Source organism: Halorientalis persicus, from assembly GCF_900110215.1.
Classification (GTDB): Archaea; Halobacteriota; Halobacteria; order Halobacteriales; family Haloarculaceae; genus Halorientalis; species Halorientalis persica.
The window spans coordinates 250,107-265,066 of record NZ_FOCX01000004.1 but is presented as its reverse complement, the minus strand read 5'-3'; the positions used below and the strand labels follow the sequence as shown (position 1 = coordinate 265,066).

General features: G+C 67.7%; 14 protein-coding genes. 11 read left to right on the top strand and 3 right to left on the bottom strand.

The window, feature by feature from the left end:
• The first annotated feature begins 28 nt into the window (after positions 1-28).
• From BMX17_RS06790 to leuS, 8 genes are all read left to right on the top strand, one after another.
• Positions 29-979: a hypothetical protein gene (locus tag BMX17_RS06790; protein WP_092658727.1), complete on the top strand. Its 951-nt coding sequence runs from the start codon at positions 29-31 to the stop codon at positions 977-979.
• A gap of 93 nt (positions 980-1,072) precedes the next feature.
• Complete coding sequence (pheA, locus tag BMX17_RS06785) at positions 1,073-1,885, top strand: prephenate dehydratase (protein WP_092658726.1); 813 nt, start codon at positions 1,073-1,075, stop codon at positions 1,883-1,885.
• A 69-nt stretch (positions 1,886-1,954) separates the two neighbouring features.
• Positions 1,955-3,271, top strand: coding sequence for a methyl-accepting chemotaxis protein (locus BMX17_RS06780; protein ID WP_092658725.1), 1,317 nt, complete (start codon positions 1,955-1,957; stop codon positions 3,269-3,271).
• 61 nt (positions 3,272-3,332) lie between these two features.
• Positions 3,333-3,752: an Hsp20/alpha crystallin family protein gene (locus BMX17_RS06775; RefSeq protein WP_092658724.1), complete on the top strand. Its 420-nt coding sequence runs from the start codon at positions 3,333-3,335 to the stop codon at positions 3,750-3,752.
• Positions 3,753-3,789: 37 nt separating this feature from the next.
• On the top strand, positions 3,790-4,245 hold the full coding sequence (locus tag BMX17_RS06770; RefSeq protein ID WP_092658723.1) for a peroxiredoxin: 456 nt from the start codon (positions 3,790-3,792) through the stop codon (positions 4,243-4,245).
• 80 nt (positions 4,246-4,325) lie between these two features.
• On the top strand, positions 4,326-5,930 hold the full coding sequence (locus BMX17_RS06765; RefSeq protein WP_092658722.1) for a bacterio-opsin activator domain-containing protein: 1,605 nt from the start codon (positions 4,326-4,328) through the stop codon (positions 5,928-5,930).
• 47 nt (positions 5,931-5,977) lie between these two features.
• Positions 5,978-6,367, top strand: coding sequence for a DUF7344 domain-containing protein (locus BMX17_RS06760; protein ID WP_092658721.1), 390 nt, complete (start codon positions 5,978-5,980; stop codon positions 6,365-6,367).
• Between the two features lie 56 nt (positions 6,368-6,423).
• Positions 6,424-9,285 (top strand): leucine--tRNA ligase, encoded by a 2,862-nt coding sequence (leuS, locus tag BMX17_RS06755; RefSeq protein ID WP_092658720.1) that lies wholly within the window; start codon positions 6,424-6,426, stop codon positions 9,283-9,285.
• A gap of 1 nt (position 9,286) precedes the next feature.
• Here the strand turns inward: leuS and BMX17_RS06750 are convergent, their stop codons facing one another.
• On the bottom strand, positions 9,287-11,143 hold the full coding sequence (locus tag BMX17_RS06750; RefSeq protein ID WP_092658719.1) for a bacteriohemerythrin: 1,857 nt from the start codon (positions 11,141-11,143) through the stop codon (positions 9,287-9,289).
• A gap of 101 nt (positions 11,144-11,244) precedes the next feature.
• Here BMX17_RS06750 and BMX17_RS06745 point away from each other — a divergent pair, with 101 nt between their 5' ends.
• A complete protein-coding gene (locus BMX17_RS06745; protein WP_092658718.1) occupies positions 11,245-11,679 on the top strand; it encodes a pyridoxamine 5'-phosphate oxidase family protein in 435 nt (144 codons plus the stop codon).
• Positions 11,680-11,747: 68 nt separating this feature from the next.
• Here BMX17_RS06745 and BMX17_RS25985 read toward each other — a convergent pair whose 3' ends face one another.
• Positions 11,748-11,900, bottom strand: coding sequence for a hypothetical protein (locus BMX17_RS25985; protein WP_211611299.1), 153 nt, complete (start codon positions 11,898-11,900; stop codon positions 11,748-11,750).
• A gap of 177 nt (positions 11,901-12,077) precedes the next feature.
• Between BMX17_RS25985 and BMX17_RS06740 the strand changes: the two genes are divergently transcribed.
• Positions 12,078-12,290, top strand: a complete 213-nt coding sequence (locus tag BMX17_RS06740) for a DUF7535 family protein (RefSeq protein WP_092658717.1) — start codon at positions 12,078-12,080, stop codon at positions 12,288-12,290.
• Positions 12,291-12,392: 102 nt separating this feature from the next.
• Entirely contained in the window at positions 12,393-13,880 is a 1,488-nt protein-coding gene (locus BMX17_RS06735) for a methyl-accepting chemotaxis protein (RefSeq protein WP_092658716.1), read from the top strand.
• A 12-nt stretch (positions 13,881-13,892) separates the two neighbouring features.
• Here the strand turns inward: BMX17_RS06735 and BMX17_RS06730 are convergent, their stop codons facing one another.
• Positions 13,893-14,885 (bottom strand): ornithine cyclodeaminase family protein, encoded by a 993-nt coding sequence (locus BMX17_RS06730; protein ID WP_092658715.1) that lies wholly within the window; start codon positions 14,883-14,885, stop codon positions 13,893-13,895.
• Positions 14,886-14,960: the final 75 nt, after the last annotated feature.

Below are 14,960 nucleotides of genomic sequence, written 5' to 3'. Positions count from 1 at the left end.
TTTATGTGATAACATACACAAATTGCACATGGAGCAGACACGCCGGCGGTTTCTGACCGCCAGTGCTGTGATGGGTACAGGTGCGCTCGCTGGCTGTAACGCGGTCACGGACGCGATCCCGTTCATCGGCGGTGGTGGCCTGGGGGGGTACCAGCAGTGGGTCTATCCGGCCGATCAGTTCAATCAGGACGCGGATAGTCTGAACTTCGACGGGACGAACCAGAAGGGAGTCTACGACAGCCGCAAAGCGTTCTATCCGAGTACCTACAGTTCGCTCGCGGCCAACTACGGCGCGGTCGGGCTCACGGGCCGGTCCGTGAAGATGGACCTCAGCCTGCCCGAGGGGCGCGTGCTGAAAGGGTCCTACGACACGGCCGAGGTCGTCGCCGAACTCGAAGACGATGCCAGCACCGAGTACGAGAGCGACGGCAGTTACAGCGGCTACGAACTGTACGTCCCGTCGGACAGGGACGAGCCCAACCGGGCGGTGGGCGTCTCCGACAGCGCCATCGTGTTCGGCCGGCGCGTCGAGCCGGGGTTCGGTGCCGACTGGGACGCGGCCGCCGCGACGGACGTGGTCGAGGGCATCATCGACACCAAGGGCGGGAGCGCCACTCGCGCTGTCAGCGAGAACGACGATCTGGCGACGCTGGTGAACGCGCTGAACAGCGGGACCAGCGTCAGCGGCGGGACCCGGAGCGACGAGGTCGATTCCGACCGGGCCGACGCCGAGTCGGGCGTCTTCGACGGGCAGGTCGCCAGCGGCCAGTCCTGGTCGGTCAACGGCGACACGACGAGCCGTCAGTGGGTGTTCGTCTTCGACTCCGAGGGCGACGTGAGTACCAGCGACCTCAACGACTGGGTCGAAGCCAACGACAACGGCGGTGCGTTCACCCGCGCCCGCAACGTCAAGGTGAACCAGAACGGACGGGCAGGCGTCGTCACCGCCAAGATCGACACCTACGACCTCTTCCGTTAGACCGGGCGATTACACCGAGCCGCGGCCGCCGCTGGCGATATTTCCGGGCCGACACCACGACGCTTTTCACCGCCAGGAGCGAACACGCCGGCGATGAAGGCACTCACGCTCGGTCCGGCGGGGACCTACTCACACCGGGCCGCGACGGCCGTCGCCGACGAGGTGGCCTTTACCGAATCGGTGACGGCCATCGTCGAGGCCGTGGCGGGGGGCGAGTACGACCGCGGCGTCGTCCCGGTCGAGAACAGCATCGAGGGCAGCGTCACCGAGTCGCTGGACGCCTTCGCCGAACACGACGTGGCGGTCGTCAGGGAACTGATCACGCCCATCCGCCACGCCCTGCTCGCCCAGGGCCCCGACTTCGAGTTGATCGCCAGCCACGCCCAAGCGCTGGCCCAGTGCCGCGAGTATCTGGACGCTGAATACCCCGACGCCGACCTGGAAGCGGTCGCCTCGACCGCTCGCGGCGTCGAGCGCGCCCGCGACGACCCGTCGGTCGCGGCCATCGGCCACCCCGAGAACGCGACCAACGGAACGGACCTCGAGGTGCTCGCGAAAGACATTCAAGATCAGTCCTCGAACGCGACGCGGTTCCTGGTGGTCGCACCGGAAAGCGAGCGCTCCGAGGGCGGCGGCAAGACCTCGCTGATCGTCTACCCCAACGTCGACTACCCCGGCCTCCTGCTGGAGATGCTGGAGCCGTTCGCCGACCGGGACATCAACATGACCCGCGTGGAGTCCCGTCCCAGCGGCGAGCGGCTGGGCGATTACGTCTTCCACATCGACATCGCGGCCGGCCTCTACGAGGAACGGACCCAGGACGCCCTCGACGAGATCGAAGCCATCGCCGAGGACGGGTGGGTCCGCCGGCTGGGGTCGTACGACACCGAACACGTCGTGGAGTGAGACTCGTTATCGCGTTCGATAACCTCGCCGAAACGTTGACGCGGGGGGTCCGAGAACGCTCATGAAGAGATGTCAGAGCACGAGCGGCGCGGGGAAGCGGCGGGCGTCTACGCCGACTTCGACGACGCCGAGCTGATGTGGGTGCAGGCGTTGCAGGATCTGCCCGTCCCCATCGTCGTCACCGACGCGGAGTCGAACATTCTGCTGTTCAACCCGTCGATGCAGGAGTTGACGGCGCTCGATCCCAGGGAAGTGCCGGAGATGGAGGGCCACGAGGTGTTCCGGACCGAGGAGACCCACGGGACGAAGACGACGACGGCCCAGCGGACGATGGCCAACGAGACCCAGATCAGGGGCGTCGAGTCGACACTGCTGAACCACGACGACGAGGAGCGAACGGTCAAGATTACGAGTACGCCGATGTACGACGCAGCGGGCGAACTCACGGGCTCGGTGACGGCGCTCCAGGACGTGACCGAGTTGCGCGAGAAGGAGCGCCGCCTCCAGGAGAGCCAGGAACAGGTCGCCGAGCGGCTGACGGGCGTGATCGCGCGCCTGGAGACGGTCGCGGGGGACGTGGCCGACAACGCGGCCGACATCGAGGACCGGGCGGTCGCACAGGACGACCGGCTCGACGAGATCAGTTCGGAGATGGAGTCGCTCAGCGCCAACATGGAGGAGATCGCGGCGACGACCGACGAGGTGGCCGAGACGGCGGCCAACGCCCGCGAGGCCGCCCGCCGCGGGCAGGACGCGGGGGCGGAGGCCGAGTCGGCGGCCGACGACATCCTCGCGACCAGCGAGGACCTGGAGGCGACGGTCGACCGACTGGCCGACCGGATGGACGACATCGAGGCGGTCGCCGAGATCATCGCCGACATCGCCGAACAGACGAACATCCTGGCGCTCAACGCCAACATCGAGGCGGCGCGGGCGGGCGAATCCGGCGAAGGGTTCGCCGTCGTCGCCGACGAAGTGAAAGACCTCGCGGACCAGACCCGCGAGTACACCGACGAGATCGGCGAGGAGATCGCGGCGATCACCGGCGAGACCGACCGGACGGTCGAGGCGGTCGAGCGGGCGAACGAACGCGCCGTCGAGGTCAGCGACCGCGTCGACGAGACCCTCGATTCCCTAGAAGAGATCGTCGAGCACGTCGAAGACGCCGCCGAGGGGGCAGAAGAGATCGCGACGGCCAACGACGACCAGGCGGCTCACATCGAGGAAGTGACCGCGTCGGTCGAACAGAGCGCCACCGAGGCGACCGAGATCCACGAGACCGCCACCGAGACCGCCGACCTGACCGAGCGCCAGCACGACATCGTCGAGGAGGTACGGGAGGCCGTCGAGGAACTCTCCGAGGACCTCGCCGAAGGGGACGACTGACGCGGGGCCGTCGCCGACAGACAGTTTTAGCAGGCCGTCGTAGTCCCGGTGGGGTGAGCTCATGGATCGACAGAACCCATTCGAGGAGATCGACCGTCTGTTCGACCGGATCAGCAGCGAATTTTCGGAGCTCCCGGCGGCCGGACCGGGTGGCAGCGTCGCCGTCGACGTGGCCGATACGGGCGAGGCCTTCGAGGTCACGGCCGACGTGCCCGGCTACACCAGCGACGACATCGACGTGACGCTACCCGACCCGCGGACGGTGCGGATCGCCGCCAGCCAGGAGACGACCAGCGAAACCGAAGACGAGGACCACCAGTACCTCCGGCAGGAACGGACCCGTCGCTCGATGAGTCGGACGGTGCCACTGCCCGATCGCGTCGAGAAGGAGTCCGCGGAAGCGAGCTACGACAACGGTGTGTTGACGATCACGCTCCCGAAACAGGAGGCCAACGAGGGAACGGACATCCCGGTGAACTAGCACAACGGCCTTCCCGTCGGCCGTCGAACTGCTGGGTATGCTCGAACCGGGCGACCCGGCACCCGACGTGACGGCACGGAACCAGCACGGCGAGTCCATCTCGCCGACGTTTACCGACCCGACGGTGGTCTACTTCTATCCCGAGGACGGGACGCCGGGCTGTACGACCGAGGCCGAACAGTTCGCACGCGAACGCGAGACGTACGACGACGCCGGCGTCACGGTATACGGCGTGTCGACCGACGACGCCGAGTCCCACCGCGAGTTCGCCACGGAGACCGGCGTCGAGTTCGACCTGCTGGCAGACCCCGACGGCGAGGTGGCGGCGGCCTTCGGCGTCCCCCTGGACGCGCCCGGCGACGCGACGCCCCGGACGACGTTCGTCCTCACCGACGGGACCGTCGAGCGCGTCCACACCGGCGTGAACCCGGACGGCCACGCCCGCGACCTCCTGCTCGAACTGCTGGACGACGGCGTCGTCGCGCTGGAGTGACGGGGCCCAGTACGGTACGAGTGGTGATAAAATTTCCACGCTGGTAGTTTTTTTAGTAGTGGATATCGAAACGGTATGTCATGGTCGACGAGAGGTCGCCGGCGGACACTGCTGGGCACGACGGGGGCGGGCGGGGCGGGGCACCCGCGGCGACGAACGGGCAGGCCGGACGATATCAGCTGGCCGCCGACGGGACGGTCGTCGAAGTCGACGACGGGCTCTGCCGGCTCACGGGGTACGACCACGCCGAGGTCGTCGACGAACACGTCTCGACGTTGCTGGGTGCGGACGGGAGCGAGCGGTACGGTGTCGCGCTCGGGAAGGCCCGCCAGCGCGGCGAGTTGTGCCGGACCGACATCGCCGTCACGCTCGACACCGCCGGCGGCGACCGGATCCCCTGCACCGTCCGCCTGCAGGCACTCGGTGGCGGGTCCGGGACGTGGGCGAGTCTCGGCGAACTCCACCCACAGCAGGTCGAGAAGCCAGACGGAGCCACTGATCGACGGGACGAACCGACCGCTGGCCGATCCGCCCAGCCACCGCTGACCGACCGCATCCGCGGCCTCGGCCGCGAACTGGGGACGGCCCCGACGCGCGTCGAACTGGCCGAGCGTGTCTGTGAGCGGCTGGCGGCCGTTCCACAGTACCGGGCCGTCTGGTTCGGCCGGAGCCACTGCAGTGACGCGGTCCTCGAGCCGGACGCGACCGCCGGGGTCGACGACGTGACGCTCCCGACGGACGGGGACGGACCGATCGGACGCGCCGTCGACACCGCGGCGGTGCAGGTAGCCGGGACCGACGCCGCCCGGGACCTCCCGCCCGCGCTGGCGGAGACCGGGACGACAGTGGCGGCCGTCCCGCTCGCTCACGGGGAGACGGTGTACGGCGTGCTCGTCGTGACGGCGACGGGAGCCGACGCTCTCGGCCCGGCCGAACAGACGGCGTTCGCGGACATCGGAACCGCCATCGGGAACGCGCTCTGCTGTCGCCGGGCTCGGCGGACGCTGATGACCGGCCGCGTGACCGAGGTGACGCTCCGGGTCCGTGACGGCGGCTCGGTCCTGTCGGCGCTGTCCGAACGGCTCGACTGTCGCGTCACGGTCGAGGGCGTCGTGGCCACGTCGGACGGGCGGCCCCAGCACTACGTCACCGTTCACAGTGCGGCGACCGACCGGATCCGTGCGATCGAGGGCGACTGGCCCGGCGTCGAGCGGTTCGAGATCGTCAGCGAACACGACGACGCGTGCGTGGTCAGAGTCGAGCCACCCGAACCGACGCTCCACCGGGTGACCGCCGAACACGGGGGGTCGGTCCGGGAGCTCGACTTCGAGTGTGGTGACGCGACGGTCACGGTCGAGTTGCCCGACGCGGACGGCACGCGGGAGTTGCTGGCGGCCCTGCGAGCGAAGTTCGAGACGGTGACGCTGGCGGCCCGGCGGGAGGCCGACCGGTCGATCCAGACCGAACGGCAGTTCCGGTCGTCGCTGCTCGACCGACTCTCGGATCGGCAGCGGACGGCGCTCCGACTGGCCTATCGGGCCGGCTACTTCAACTGGCCACGCGAGAGTACCGGCGAGGACATCGCGGCGTCGATGGGCGTCTCGGCACCGACCTTCCACAAGCATCTCAGACACGCCGAGGCGAAACTCGCCGGTGCGGTGGTCGCGCCCGAGGAGGGGTGCTAATTCTTTACCCGTCTCACTCATAGGCCAGGAGCAGAGACGTATACACAATGGGTAAGAACGGACCCTTCGGCGAGCGTAGCGGCGGTCCGGTCGGGTCGCCGGTCGAGGGGAACACCACCCGGGACGAGTTGTTCAGAGCGCTCGCCCACGCCCGTCGTCGCCGCGTCCTCGCGTACCTCCGCAGCGAGGGGCGCGCGGTCCCGGTCGAGCACGTCGCGACGTACGTCGCCACGACCGAGACGGCCGGCGACGACGACGCGGCCTACACCGAGGTCGAAACCTCGCTGTATCACGTCCACCTGCCGAAACTGATCGACGTGGGGCTGGTCAGGTGGGCCGACCCCGACCACCGGGACGCCGTCCGGTTGACGACGCTGGGTGCGGAGTTGCCGACGACCCTCGGGTGGGTGCCCACCGATCTGACGAGCGGCGAGTGAACGGGCCAGGAGTCGGATAGGGAGTTCTTTTAGGCTTGCCGAGGGAACCGTAGGATATGGATTACGAGCCCCAGGAACTCGAAACGAGGTGGCGTGATCGCTGGGCCGAGGCGGGACGGTACGAGGCCGATCCCGACGGCGAGGCCGAGCCGACGTTCATCACCGTTCCCTACCCCTATCCGAGCGGCGGGATGCACATCGGACACTGCCGGACCTACACCGTCCCCGACGTGTACGCCCGCTACCGCCGGCTCCAGGGCGACGACGTCCTCTTTCCCATCGCCTGGCACGTCACCGGCACGCCGATCATCGGTGCCGTCGAGCGCCTGAAGAAAGGCGAGGAAGACCAGCTGTCGGTCCTGCGAGATACCTACAACGTTCCCGAGGACACGCTCGAAGACCTCGAGACCCCGATGGGCTACGCCCGCTACTTCATCGAGAACCACTACAAGTCGGGGATGAAGCAACTCGGGCTCTCCATCGACTGGCGGCGGGAGTTCACGACCAACGACGAGCGCTACTCGAAGTTCATCACCTGGCAGTACGAACGGCTCAAGGAACGGGGCCTGCTGGAGAAGGGGCTCCACCCCGTGAAGTTCTGCACCGACGAAGAGAACCCGGTCACCACCCACGACCTGCTCGAAGGCGAGGAGGCCGAGTTCCAGGAGTACACGCTCGTGAAGTTCGAGGGCGAGATCGGCAGTGACGACGTGATCGCCCCGATGGCCACACTCCGGCCCGAGACCGTCCGGGGCGTCACGAACGCCTACGCCCATCCGGACGGCGAGTACGTGCGAGCCACGGTGGATTCGGAGACGTGGGTGGTCTCCAGCGCGGCCGTCGAGAAACTGCGTCTGCAGGAACGCGACATCGAGATCCACGAGGAACTGTCGGGCGCGGACCTGATCGGCGAGACGGTCACCAATCCGATCACCGGCGACGAGGTGCTGATCCTGCCGGCGACGTTCGTCGACACCGACAACGCCACCGGCGTCGTCATGTCCGTCCCGGCCCACTCGCCGGACGACTACCTCGCCCTCCAGGAGGCCAAAGAAGACGAGGAGCGCCTGCGCGAGTACGGGATCGACCCCGCCGACGTGGCCGATATCGAGCCGATCCCGATCCTCGACATCGAGGAGTACGGCGACGTTCCCGCCAAGACCGCCGTCGAAGCGGCCGGCATCGAATCCTCGGACGACCCCGAGCTGGCGGACGTGACGGCCGACCTCTACCAGGCCGAGTTCCACCAGGGAGTCATGCACGACGACTACGGCGAGTTCGCGGGCATGACCGTCGAGAACGTCCGCGAACAGTTCCGCGCCCACTACGCCGCGGAAGGCGCGTTCGACGAGATGTACGAGTTCACCGAGGAGGTCGTCTGTCGCTGTGGCGGCGACGTGGAGGTCGCCAAACAGGACACCTGGTTTTTGCGCTACAACGACGCCGAATGGAAGCAGAAGGCCCACCAGGTGCTTTCCGGGATCGACACGATCCCGGAGAACACCCGCGACCAGTACGACCACACCATCGACTGGCTCAACGAATGGCCCTGCATCCGTAACTACGGGCTGGGCACCCGCCTGCCGTGGGACGAGGACTTCGTGATCGAGCCCCTGTCGGACTCGACCATCTACATGTCCTACTACACCATCGCCCACCGGATCGAGGACGTTCCGCCCGAGGACCTCGACACCGACTTCTTCGACGCCCTCTTCTACGGCGAGGACGCCGTCGAGAATCCCGACGAGCGTGCCCTCGACCTCCACGAGGAGTTCGACCACTGGTACCCCGTCGACTGGCGCTGTTCGGGCAACGACCTCATCAACAACCACCTCACCTTCTTCCAGTTCCACCACGGCGAACTGTTCGACGAGAGCAAGTGGCCCGAGGGCATCACGATCATGGGCATGGGCCTGCTCGAAGGGGAAGCGATGTCTTCCTCGAAGGGCCACGTAGTTCTACCTTCGAAGGCAATCGACGAGTACGGGGCCGACACGGTTCGGTTCTTCCTCTTGAACTCCGCGGAGCCGTGGCAGGACTACGACTGGCGCGACGACCTCGTGGGCAGTACGCGCGACCAGCTCGAGCGGTTCTGGAGCCGGGCCCAGGAAGTGCTCGATTTCGACGTACCCGACGAACAGCCCGACCTCGAACACGTCGACCGCTGGCTCCTCTCGAAGCTCCAGGGGACGGTTCGAGAAGCGACCGAGGCCATGGACGGTTTCGAGACCCGGACGGCGAGCCAGGCGGTCTTCTACAGCTTCGAGGAACACCTGAAGTGGTACCGGCGGCGGGCCGACCTCGACCGCGAGGGCGCACAGTGGACGCTCCGTGAGGTCCTGCGGACGCGCCTGCGCCTGCTCGCGCCCTTCGTCCCGTTCATGACGAACGAACTCCACGAGCAGTTGACCGGCGAGCCGGCCGAAGACGCCGACTGGCCTGAACCCGACCCCGCGTTCGAGGACGAACGCGTCGAGCGCCGGGAGCGACTGGTCGAGAGCGTCACCGACGACATCCACGACATCGTGGACGTGACCGGCACCGACCCCGACACGGTGCGGGTCTACGTCGCGGCCGACTGGAAACGCGACGTGTTCGAGACGGTCCGGGAGACCGGCACGAACGTCGGCGCGGTCATGGGCCAGGTCATGGAGGACCCGGACCTCCGCGAGAAAGGCGACGCGGTCAACGACCTCGTGCAGGACCTCGTGGAACTGGTTCGGGAACGCGACGACGACGAGCTCGCCGCGCTGGCGGGCGTCGACGAACAGGCCGTCTACGAGGACGCGGAGGCCTTCCTCGAGACCGAGTTCGACGCCACCGTCGAGGTCTACGCCGAGGACGACCCCGACGCCGACGACCCCGACGGCAAGGCCGACAGCGCGGTCCCGTTCCGACCGGCGATCCACCTGGCGTAGGTCACTCCAGCGAGAGTCGACCGTCCTCGAGACGCCCCTCGGTTCCCGTGTAGTACCAGCCGTCGCGGAGCGCGTGGGCCGTGTTTTGCTCGTCGAGACAGCCGTCCATCACGGTCGGGCCGCCCAGCAGGACGGTCCCGTCCTCGGCCAGCGCCAGTTCGGTGCCAGCCATCGGCGTTCCGTCGGTGCCGGGTCGGAACGACGCGGCGCGGTTCAGGGTCCCGACACCGGCCGTCTCGACGGGGCCGTACAGTTCCGTCAGGGACACACCGACCCCGCGGAAGAACTCTATCAGGTGGTCGTCGAGCCGTTCCAGCCCCGAGAGGGCGTACTCCAGATCACCCAGGCCGAACGCCTCGCGGAGCGGGCGGAAGACCAGCCGTTTCGCGGCGCGGTACTTCAGCGGCGTCCCCTCGCCCGCGAGGATGCCCCGGCCGTAGGCGGTCGCGCGCCCGGCGAGTTTTCGCTTCATCCAGCCCATATCGCCGATCCGGTCCTGCAGGGTCCCGTAGAGTTGCTGGTAGAGTTTTGGCACGCCGACGAGGACGTCGGGGTCGATCTCCCCGAGTCGGTCGATGGCGTCCTCGAACGGCGCGTACGCGACCGCGCCGCCGGACGACCAGAGGTGGTAGGTGAGGACGCGCTGGTAGGCGTGTGCCAGCGGCAGGAAACAGGTACCGGTCGCGCCGGGATCGAGCGGTAACTCGGCGTCCAGCGCGGCGACGGCCGCCCGCAGGTTCCGCCCGGTCAGCACACAGCCCCGGTCGGTCGGCGTGCCCACGTCGAAGACCACCGTCGCCGGGTCGTCGGGATCGGCCTCGAGTCCGGGGAGTGCCCGCGGATCGGCGGTCGGGAGGTCGTCGACGTGGACGACCGTATCCGCGGCTTCCTGGACCGCGACGGGCGTGTCCACGTCCGCGACCAGGCCGTCGACGCCTGCCCGCTCGGCACGCTCACACATTCGGTCGTCGGCCGCGGAGGGGTACAGCGGCACCGACACCAGCCCGGCCAGGTGACAGGCCAGGTCGACGACCGACCACTCGTAGCCCGAGGGGAGCGGGACGGCGACCCGGTCGCCCGGCGTGAGGTCGGTCGTGAGGAGACCGCCGGCGACGGCCCGTGCCCGGTCGTAGAGGTCGTCGAAGGTCCGCTCGGCGTACCCGTCGCCCGTGGGGACGAGCGCGGCCGTCCGGTCGCCGTGGGCCTCCGCGATGTCCGTGAACCAGGTCGCCATCGACTCCGCGGGGACCGCGAGCGACCCGCCGTCTTCGACTTCGCTCCCGAGTGTGACCGACTGGTCCTCGACGACGTCGGCCTCCTCGGCGTCGCCAGCGGTCTCGGGCGTGTCGTCCGTGGAACCGGCGTCGTCGGTCGCGCGGTCGCGTTTCAGCGTCCCCGGACTGTACTCGTAGTCCGCGTCGACCTCGGACTCGTAGTAGTCGCTGTATCGCTGGTCCTCGTCGGCCGCGGCGATGTGTGAGTCCAGCCAGTCCCGGGCGAACACCAGCACGTCCATCGTGACGTACTCGCCGTTCTCGTGTCGCTCGCGGAGTTCGCGGACCTTCTCCTCGAACTGCTCGTGCATCTCCCGGTGGTCGAAAAAGCAGTCCGCACAGTCCATCGCGTACCCACAGTCCTGCATGAACTCCTCTTCGTCGCCGAAGTGATACTCCGTGTACCGCTCCAGTTCCCGCAGAATGTCCCCCACCCGCTCCTCCGAGTGCCCCTCGTCCATCGCAGTGTGCAGATCGTTCAACAGTCCGAACAGTCGTCGATGCTGTTCGTCGAACCGCTCGATACCAGTACTGTACCGGTCGTCGTCCCACTCGGCGAAGGTCTCGCCGGAACGAGAGGTCATAGTCGAGATAGACCGCGGTGGCTGAAAAAGGAGACAACGGGTTCCCGGCGTGTGAAAATACGCCCGACAGTCATTAGGTCGGCGTGTGTGGTATCGGGGGAATGCGACAGCTCAGCGACGCGGAGATCGTCGAGGTCCTCACCGGGAACCGTGTCGGCGTCCTCGCCCTGGACGGGGGACAACACCCCTACCCACTCCCGGTGTCGTTCGGGTACGACCCCGACGCGGACCTGTTCGTCCTCCAGCTCGAAGGCGACGACGAGACCCGCAAGCGGCGCTGTCTGGACCGCGACGACGCGGTCGGATTCACCGTCTACGAGGAGACCGAGCCGGGACGGCGGTGGCGCAGCGTCGTCGTCAGCGGCCGGTTGGTCGAGACGAGCTACCAGGCGGCCGAATCCGCGCTCGCCACGCTCGCCCGGAGCGCACAGTCGGTCCCCAACCCGGTCACCTGGAGCGACGCGTCGGCGGTGACGCCCTTCGAGTTACAGATCGAAGACTGGAGCGGGCGAGCGTTCGACGTGGGCGGCCCCTGAACGACGCCACACCGGGAGACCGCGACGATGCAGCCGAAACGGCCCCCGGATCGAGCCGCCGCCGTCCGCTACACCTCCGTGAGCGAGTCGTACTCGTTCCAGCAGTCACAGTCGAGGTCGTCCAGCGAATTCACCTCGTCCGGCAGGTCCGACAGCGGCATCCACCCCGACTCCTGTTTGGCGCAGTCGTCGGCGTGAACGCTGAAATCGTCACCCGACATATATGGCATATCGAGCCCAACGGCCACAAGATTGAAAACAGTACCGTCGGCTTTGGGGTGAGAAACCGACACCCGACCGATGGCGGCCCCGGCGTAGACGGAGCTTACCGAGACGGCGACAGCTGCGATCGGCGAACGATCACGGTGTTTTATCGGTCCGTTCCTGGAGCAGGCGGCGTGACCGAGCGAGACACCGAGTCACCGCTATCGGAGCCGCTTCGGACCGTGACACCGCCGTACGCCGGGCGACCCGACGCGGAGATGGACGTGATCGGCTGGGCGATCGTCCTCGTGATGGTCGTGGCCGTCCTGCCGCTGGCTATCCTCGGCGGGTTCGGCTGGCTCGTCTGGAAACTTATCACTAGTTTATTCGATAGCGAAGACGAGTAGAGAAACAGTGAGAAATCCCACAGAACTTGTTTTTCCGCCATCGTTCTCCGAAACCCTCCGATAGGTTATTGTGTGGGTCTCAGAAACCCCTCGGCGAGAACCATGGCGTCACAGGACGGAACTGCGGACGGAGTGACGGCGAGCGACAGAACGGGTGCGGACGATCTCCGGTTCCCGCTCTCCTTTGGCCCGATACTCGATCACGTGGACGCGGCGATCTTCGTGCTGGACGCCGACCACGAGGTCGTCACGTGGAACGACGAGCTACGGCGGCTGACGGGCCACGACGAGGCCGAGGCAAAGTCCATGGAGATGGCGAGTCAGGCGTTCTACCACGACGGCCGTCGGTCGAAGACGCTGGCCGACAAGGTACTGGACGCCCCGGAATCGGCCGACGAGGAGTTCGGCGTCCCGCGGGTCGAGGACGTCGACTACACGCTGTACCGGGACACGAGCACGATGCTCGCGGCCGACGGCACCGAGCGCGACATCGAGTTCAGCGCCGCCCCGATGTACGACGACGGGGAGCTGGTCGGTGTCGTCGAGAAAGTCCGGGACCGAACCGAGGAAGTCCAGCGCGAGCGGGAGTTGCAGGGACTGATCGACGAAGTGATCCGGACGCTCGGGGCGATGGCGGACGGGGACCTGCGCGCCCGGGCCAGCTACGAGTCCGAGCGGATCGACGAGGACCTGCTGGCGGTCGTGGACGCAGTCAACGAGATGGGCGAGCGACTGGCGGAGGTGGTCGACGACATCGGTACCCGGACCGACGAACTGGAGCGGTCGGCGGCCGACGTGGCCGAGAGCGCCAGTCAGATCAGTGACCTGGCCGACGGACAGTCCGACGAGATCGAGGCGGTGGCCGACGAGATATCCGATCTCAGCGCGACCGTCGAGGAGATCGCCTCCACGTCCGACGAGGTGGCTTCGACCAGCCGGGAGGCCGCGAACCTCGCCGAGGAGGGGCGCGAGGCCGGTGAGCAGGCCATCGACGTGATGAACGACGTGGGCGACTCGACGGCGTCGGTCACCGACGAGGTCGAGGACCTCCGGAACCGCATCGAGGAGATCGACGCGGTCGTCGAGATCATCAACGACATCGCCGATCAGACGAACATCCTCGCGCTGAACGCCTCGATCGAGGCCGCACGCGCCGGCGAGGCCGGGGAGGGCTTCGCCGTCGTCGCCGACGAGGTCAAGGAGCTGGCCGGCGAGTCTCAGGCAAACGCGAGCGAGATCGAGTCGATGGTCCGGGCGATCCAGGCCGACGCCGCGGAGACCGTCGAGAGCCTCGACGCGATGGCCCGGGAGGTCCAGGCGGGGATCGACGGGGTCGAGCGGGCCGTGGATCGCCTCGACGAGATCACCGAGGTCGCGAAGGAGGCAGCGGACGGCGTCGAGCAGGTGTCGAACGCGACCGACGACCAGGCCGCGAGTACCGAGGAGATCGCGAGCATGATCGACGGGATCGTCGAGCGCGCCGAGGACGTCTCCGCCGAGATCGAGGACGTCGCCGCCGCCAACCAGGAACAGACCGCGTCGATCGGCGAAGTCAACGAGTCACTTACTCGGCTGACCGAGGCCGAGTGACCGCGAGGCCGCTCACAGATCGGTCCCGACGAGTGCCATCGACTCGCCCACGTCGTGGTCGCGGGCGTACTCGTAGACGACGTGGGCGCTGGCCACGTCCTGGATAGCCAGTCCCGTGGAGTCGAAGACGGTGATGCCGTCCTCGTCGGTTCTGCCACTGGCTTCGCCGACCACGACGTCGCCCAGTTCGGCGTGGATATCGTCGTCGGTCAGCGTCCCGGCGGCGTAGGGGACGTTGATCTCCCCGGAGTGGGTACACTGACCGTGGTCGTCGATGACGAGTTTCGCGTCGAGCAAAATTTCGTCGGCGAGTTCGTGTTTCCCCTCGGCGTCGGCCCCCATCGCGTTGATATGGGTGTGCTCGCCGACGGCCTCGCGGGGGACGATGGGCTCGCGGACCGGCGTCGTCGTGGAGACCACGTCACAGCCGACAGCGTCGGCGATGGAGCCTTCCCGAACGTCGAACTCGTCTGCGGCGTCCGCACGGAACGCCTCGACGGCGTCGGAGTCCTTGTCGGCGACGACGACGGTCTCGATGTCCCGGACGGTGGCGATGGCGTCGAGTTGGGCGTGGGCCTGGACGCCCGCGCCGACGAGGCCGAGCGTGGTGGCATCCTCGACCGCGAGGTGGTCGGTGGCGACAGCGGCGGCCGCGCCGGTCCGTTTCATCGTGAGCGTCGTCCCGTCCATGATCGCCAGCGGGACGGCCGTCTCGGGGTCGGAGTAGATCATCGTCCCCATCACGGTCGGCAGGCCGTGGTCGTCGGGATTCGACGGGTGGGAGTTGACCCACTTGACGCCCGCGCCGTCCCACTCGCCGGTGTCCATGAACGCCGGCATCGACCGGAAGTCCCCGTCGTACTGCGGGAGGTCGATGTAGGACTTGGCGGGCATCGTCGCGTCACCGCGGGCGTAGGCGGCGAAGGCCGCCTCCACGGCGTCGACGACCGCCGGTAACTGGGCGCTCTCCTCGACGGCGGCCGGGTTCAACAGCAACGTCTCCATACCCGCATCTGGTCGGCCGGGCGACTTAGTTCCAACCCCGCACCCTGCCGAGCCCGCCCCGAGGTTTATCCCAGC

Excerpts from the sequence above, each read along its gene's own strand:
- BMX17_RS06790 (WP_092658727.1), top strand. The coding sequence starts at position 29 with ATGGAGCAGACACGCCGGCGGTTTCTGACCGCCAGTGCTGTGATGGGT.
- pheA (WP_092658726.1), top strand. The coding sequence starts at position 1,073 with ATGAAGGCACTCACGCTCGGTCCGGCGGGGACCTACTCACACCGGGCC.
- BMX17_RS06780 (WP_092658725.1), top strand. The coding sequence starts at position 1,955 with ATGTCAGAGCACGAGCGGCGCGGGGAAGCGGCGGGCGTCTACGCCGAC.
- BMX17_RS06775 (WP_092658724.1), top strand. The coding sequence starts at position 3,333 with ATGGATCGACAGAACCCATTCGAGGAGATCGACCGTCTGTTCGACCGG.
- BMX17_RS06770 (WP_092658723.1), top strand. The coding sequence starts at position 3,790 with ATGCTCGAACCGGGCGACCCGGCACCCGACGTGACGGCACGGAACCAG.
- BMX17_RS06765 (WP_092658722.1), top strand. The coding sequence starts at position 4,326 with ATGGTCGACGAGAGGTCGCCGGCGGACACTGCTGGGCACGACGGGGGC.
- BMX17_RS06760 (WP_092658721.1), top strand. The coding sequence starts at position 5,978 with ATGGGTAAGAACGGACCCTTCGGCGAGCGTAGCGGCGGTCCGGTCGGG.
- leuS (WP_092658720.1), top strand. The coding sequence starts at position 6,424 with ATGGATTACGAGCCCCAGGAACTCGAAACGAGGTGGCGTGATCGCTGG.
- BMX17_RS06750 (WP_092658719.1), bottom strand. The coding sequence starts at position 11,143 with ATGACCTCTCGTTCCGGCGAGACCTTCGCCGAGTGGGACGACGACCGG.
- BMX17_RS06745 (WP_092658718.1), top strand. The coding sequence starts at position 11,245 with ATGCGACAGCTCAGCGACGCGGAGATCGTCGAGGTCCTCACCGGGAAC.
- BMX17_RS25985 (WP_211611299.1), bottom strand. The coding sequence starts at position 11,900 with ATGTCGGGTGACGATTTCAGCGTTCACGCCGACGACTGCGCCAAACAG.
- BMX17_RS06735 (WP_092658716.1), top strand. The coding sequence starts at position 12,393 with ATGGCGTCACAGGACGGAACTGCGGACGGAGTGACGGCGAGCGACAGA.
- BMX17_RS06730 (WP_092658715.1), bottom strand. The coding sequence starts at position 14,885 with ATGGAGACGTTGCTGTTGAACCCGGCCGCCGTCGAGGAGAGCGCCCAG.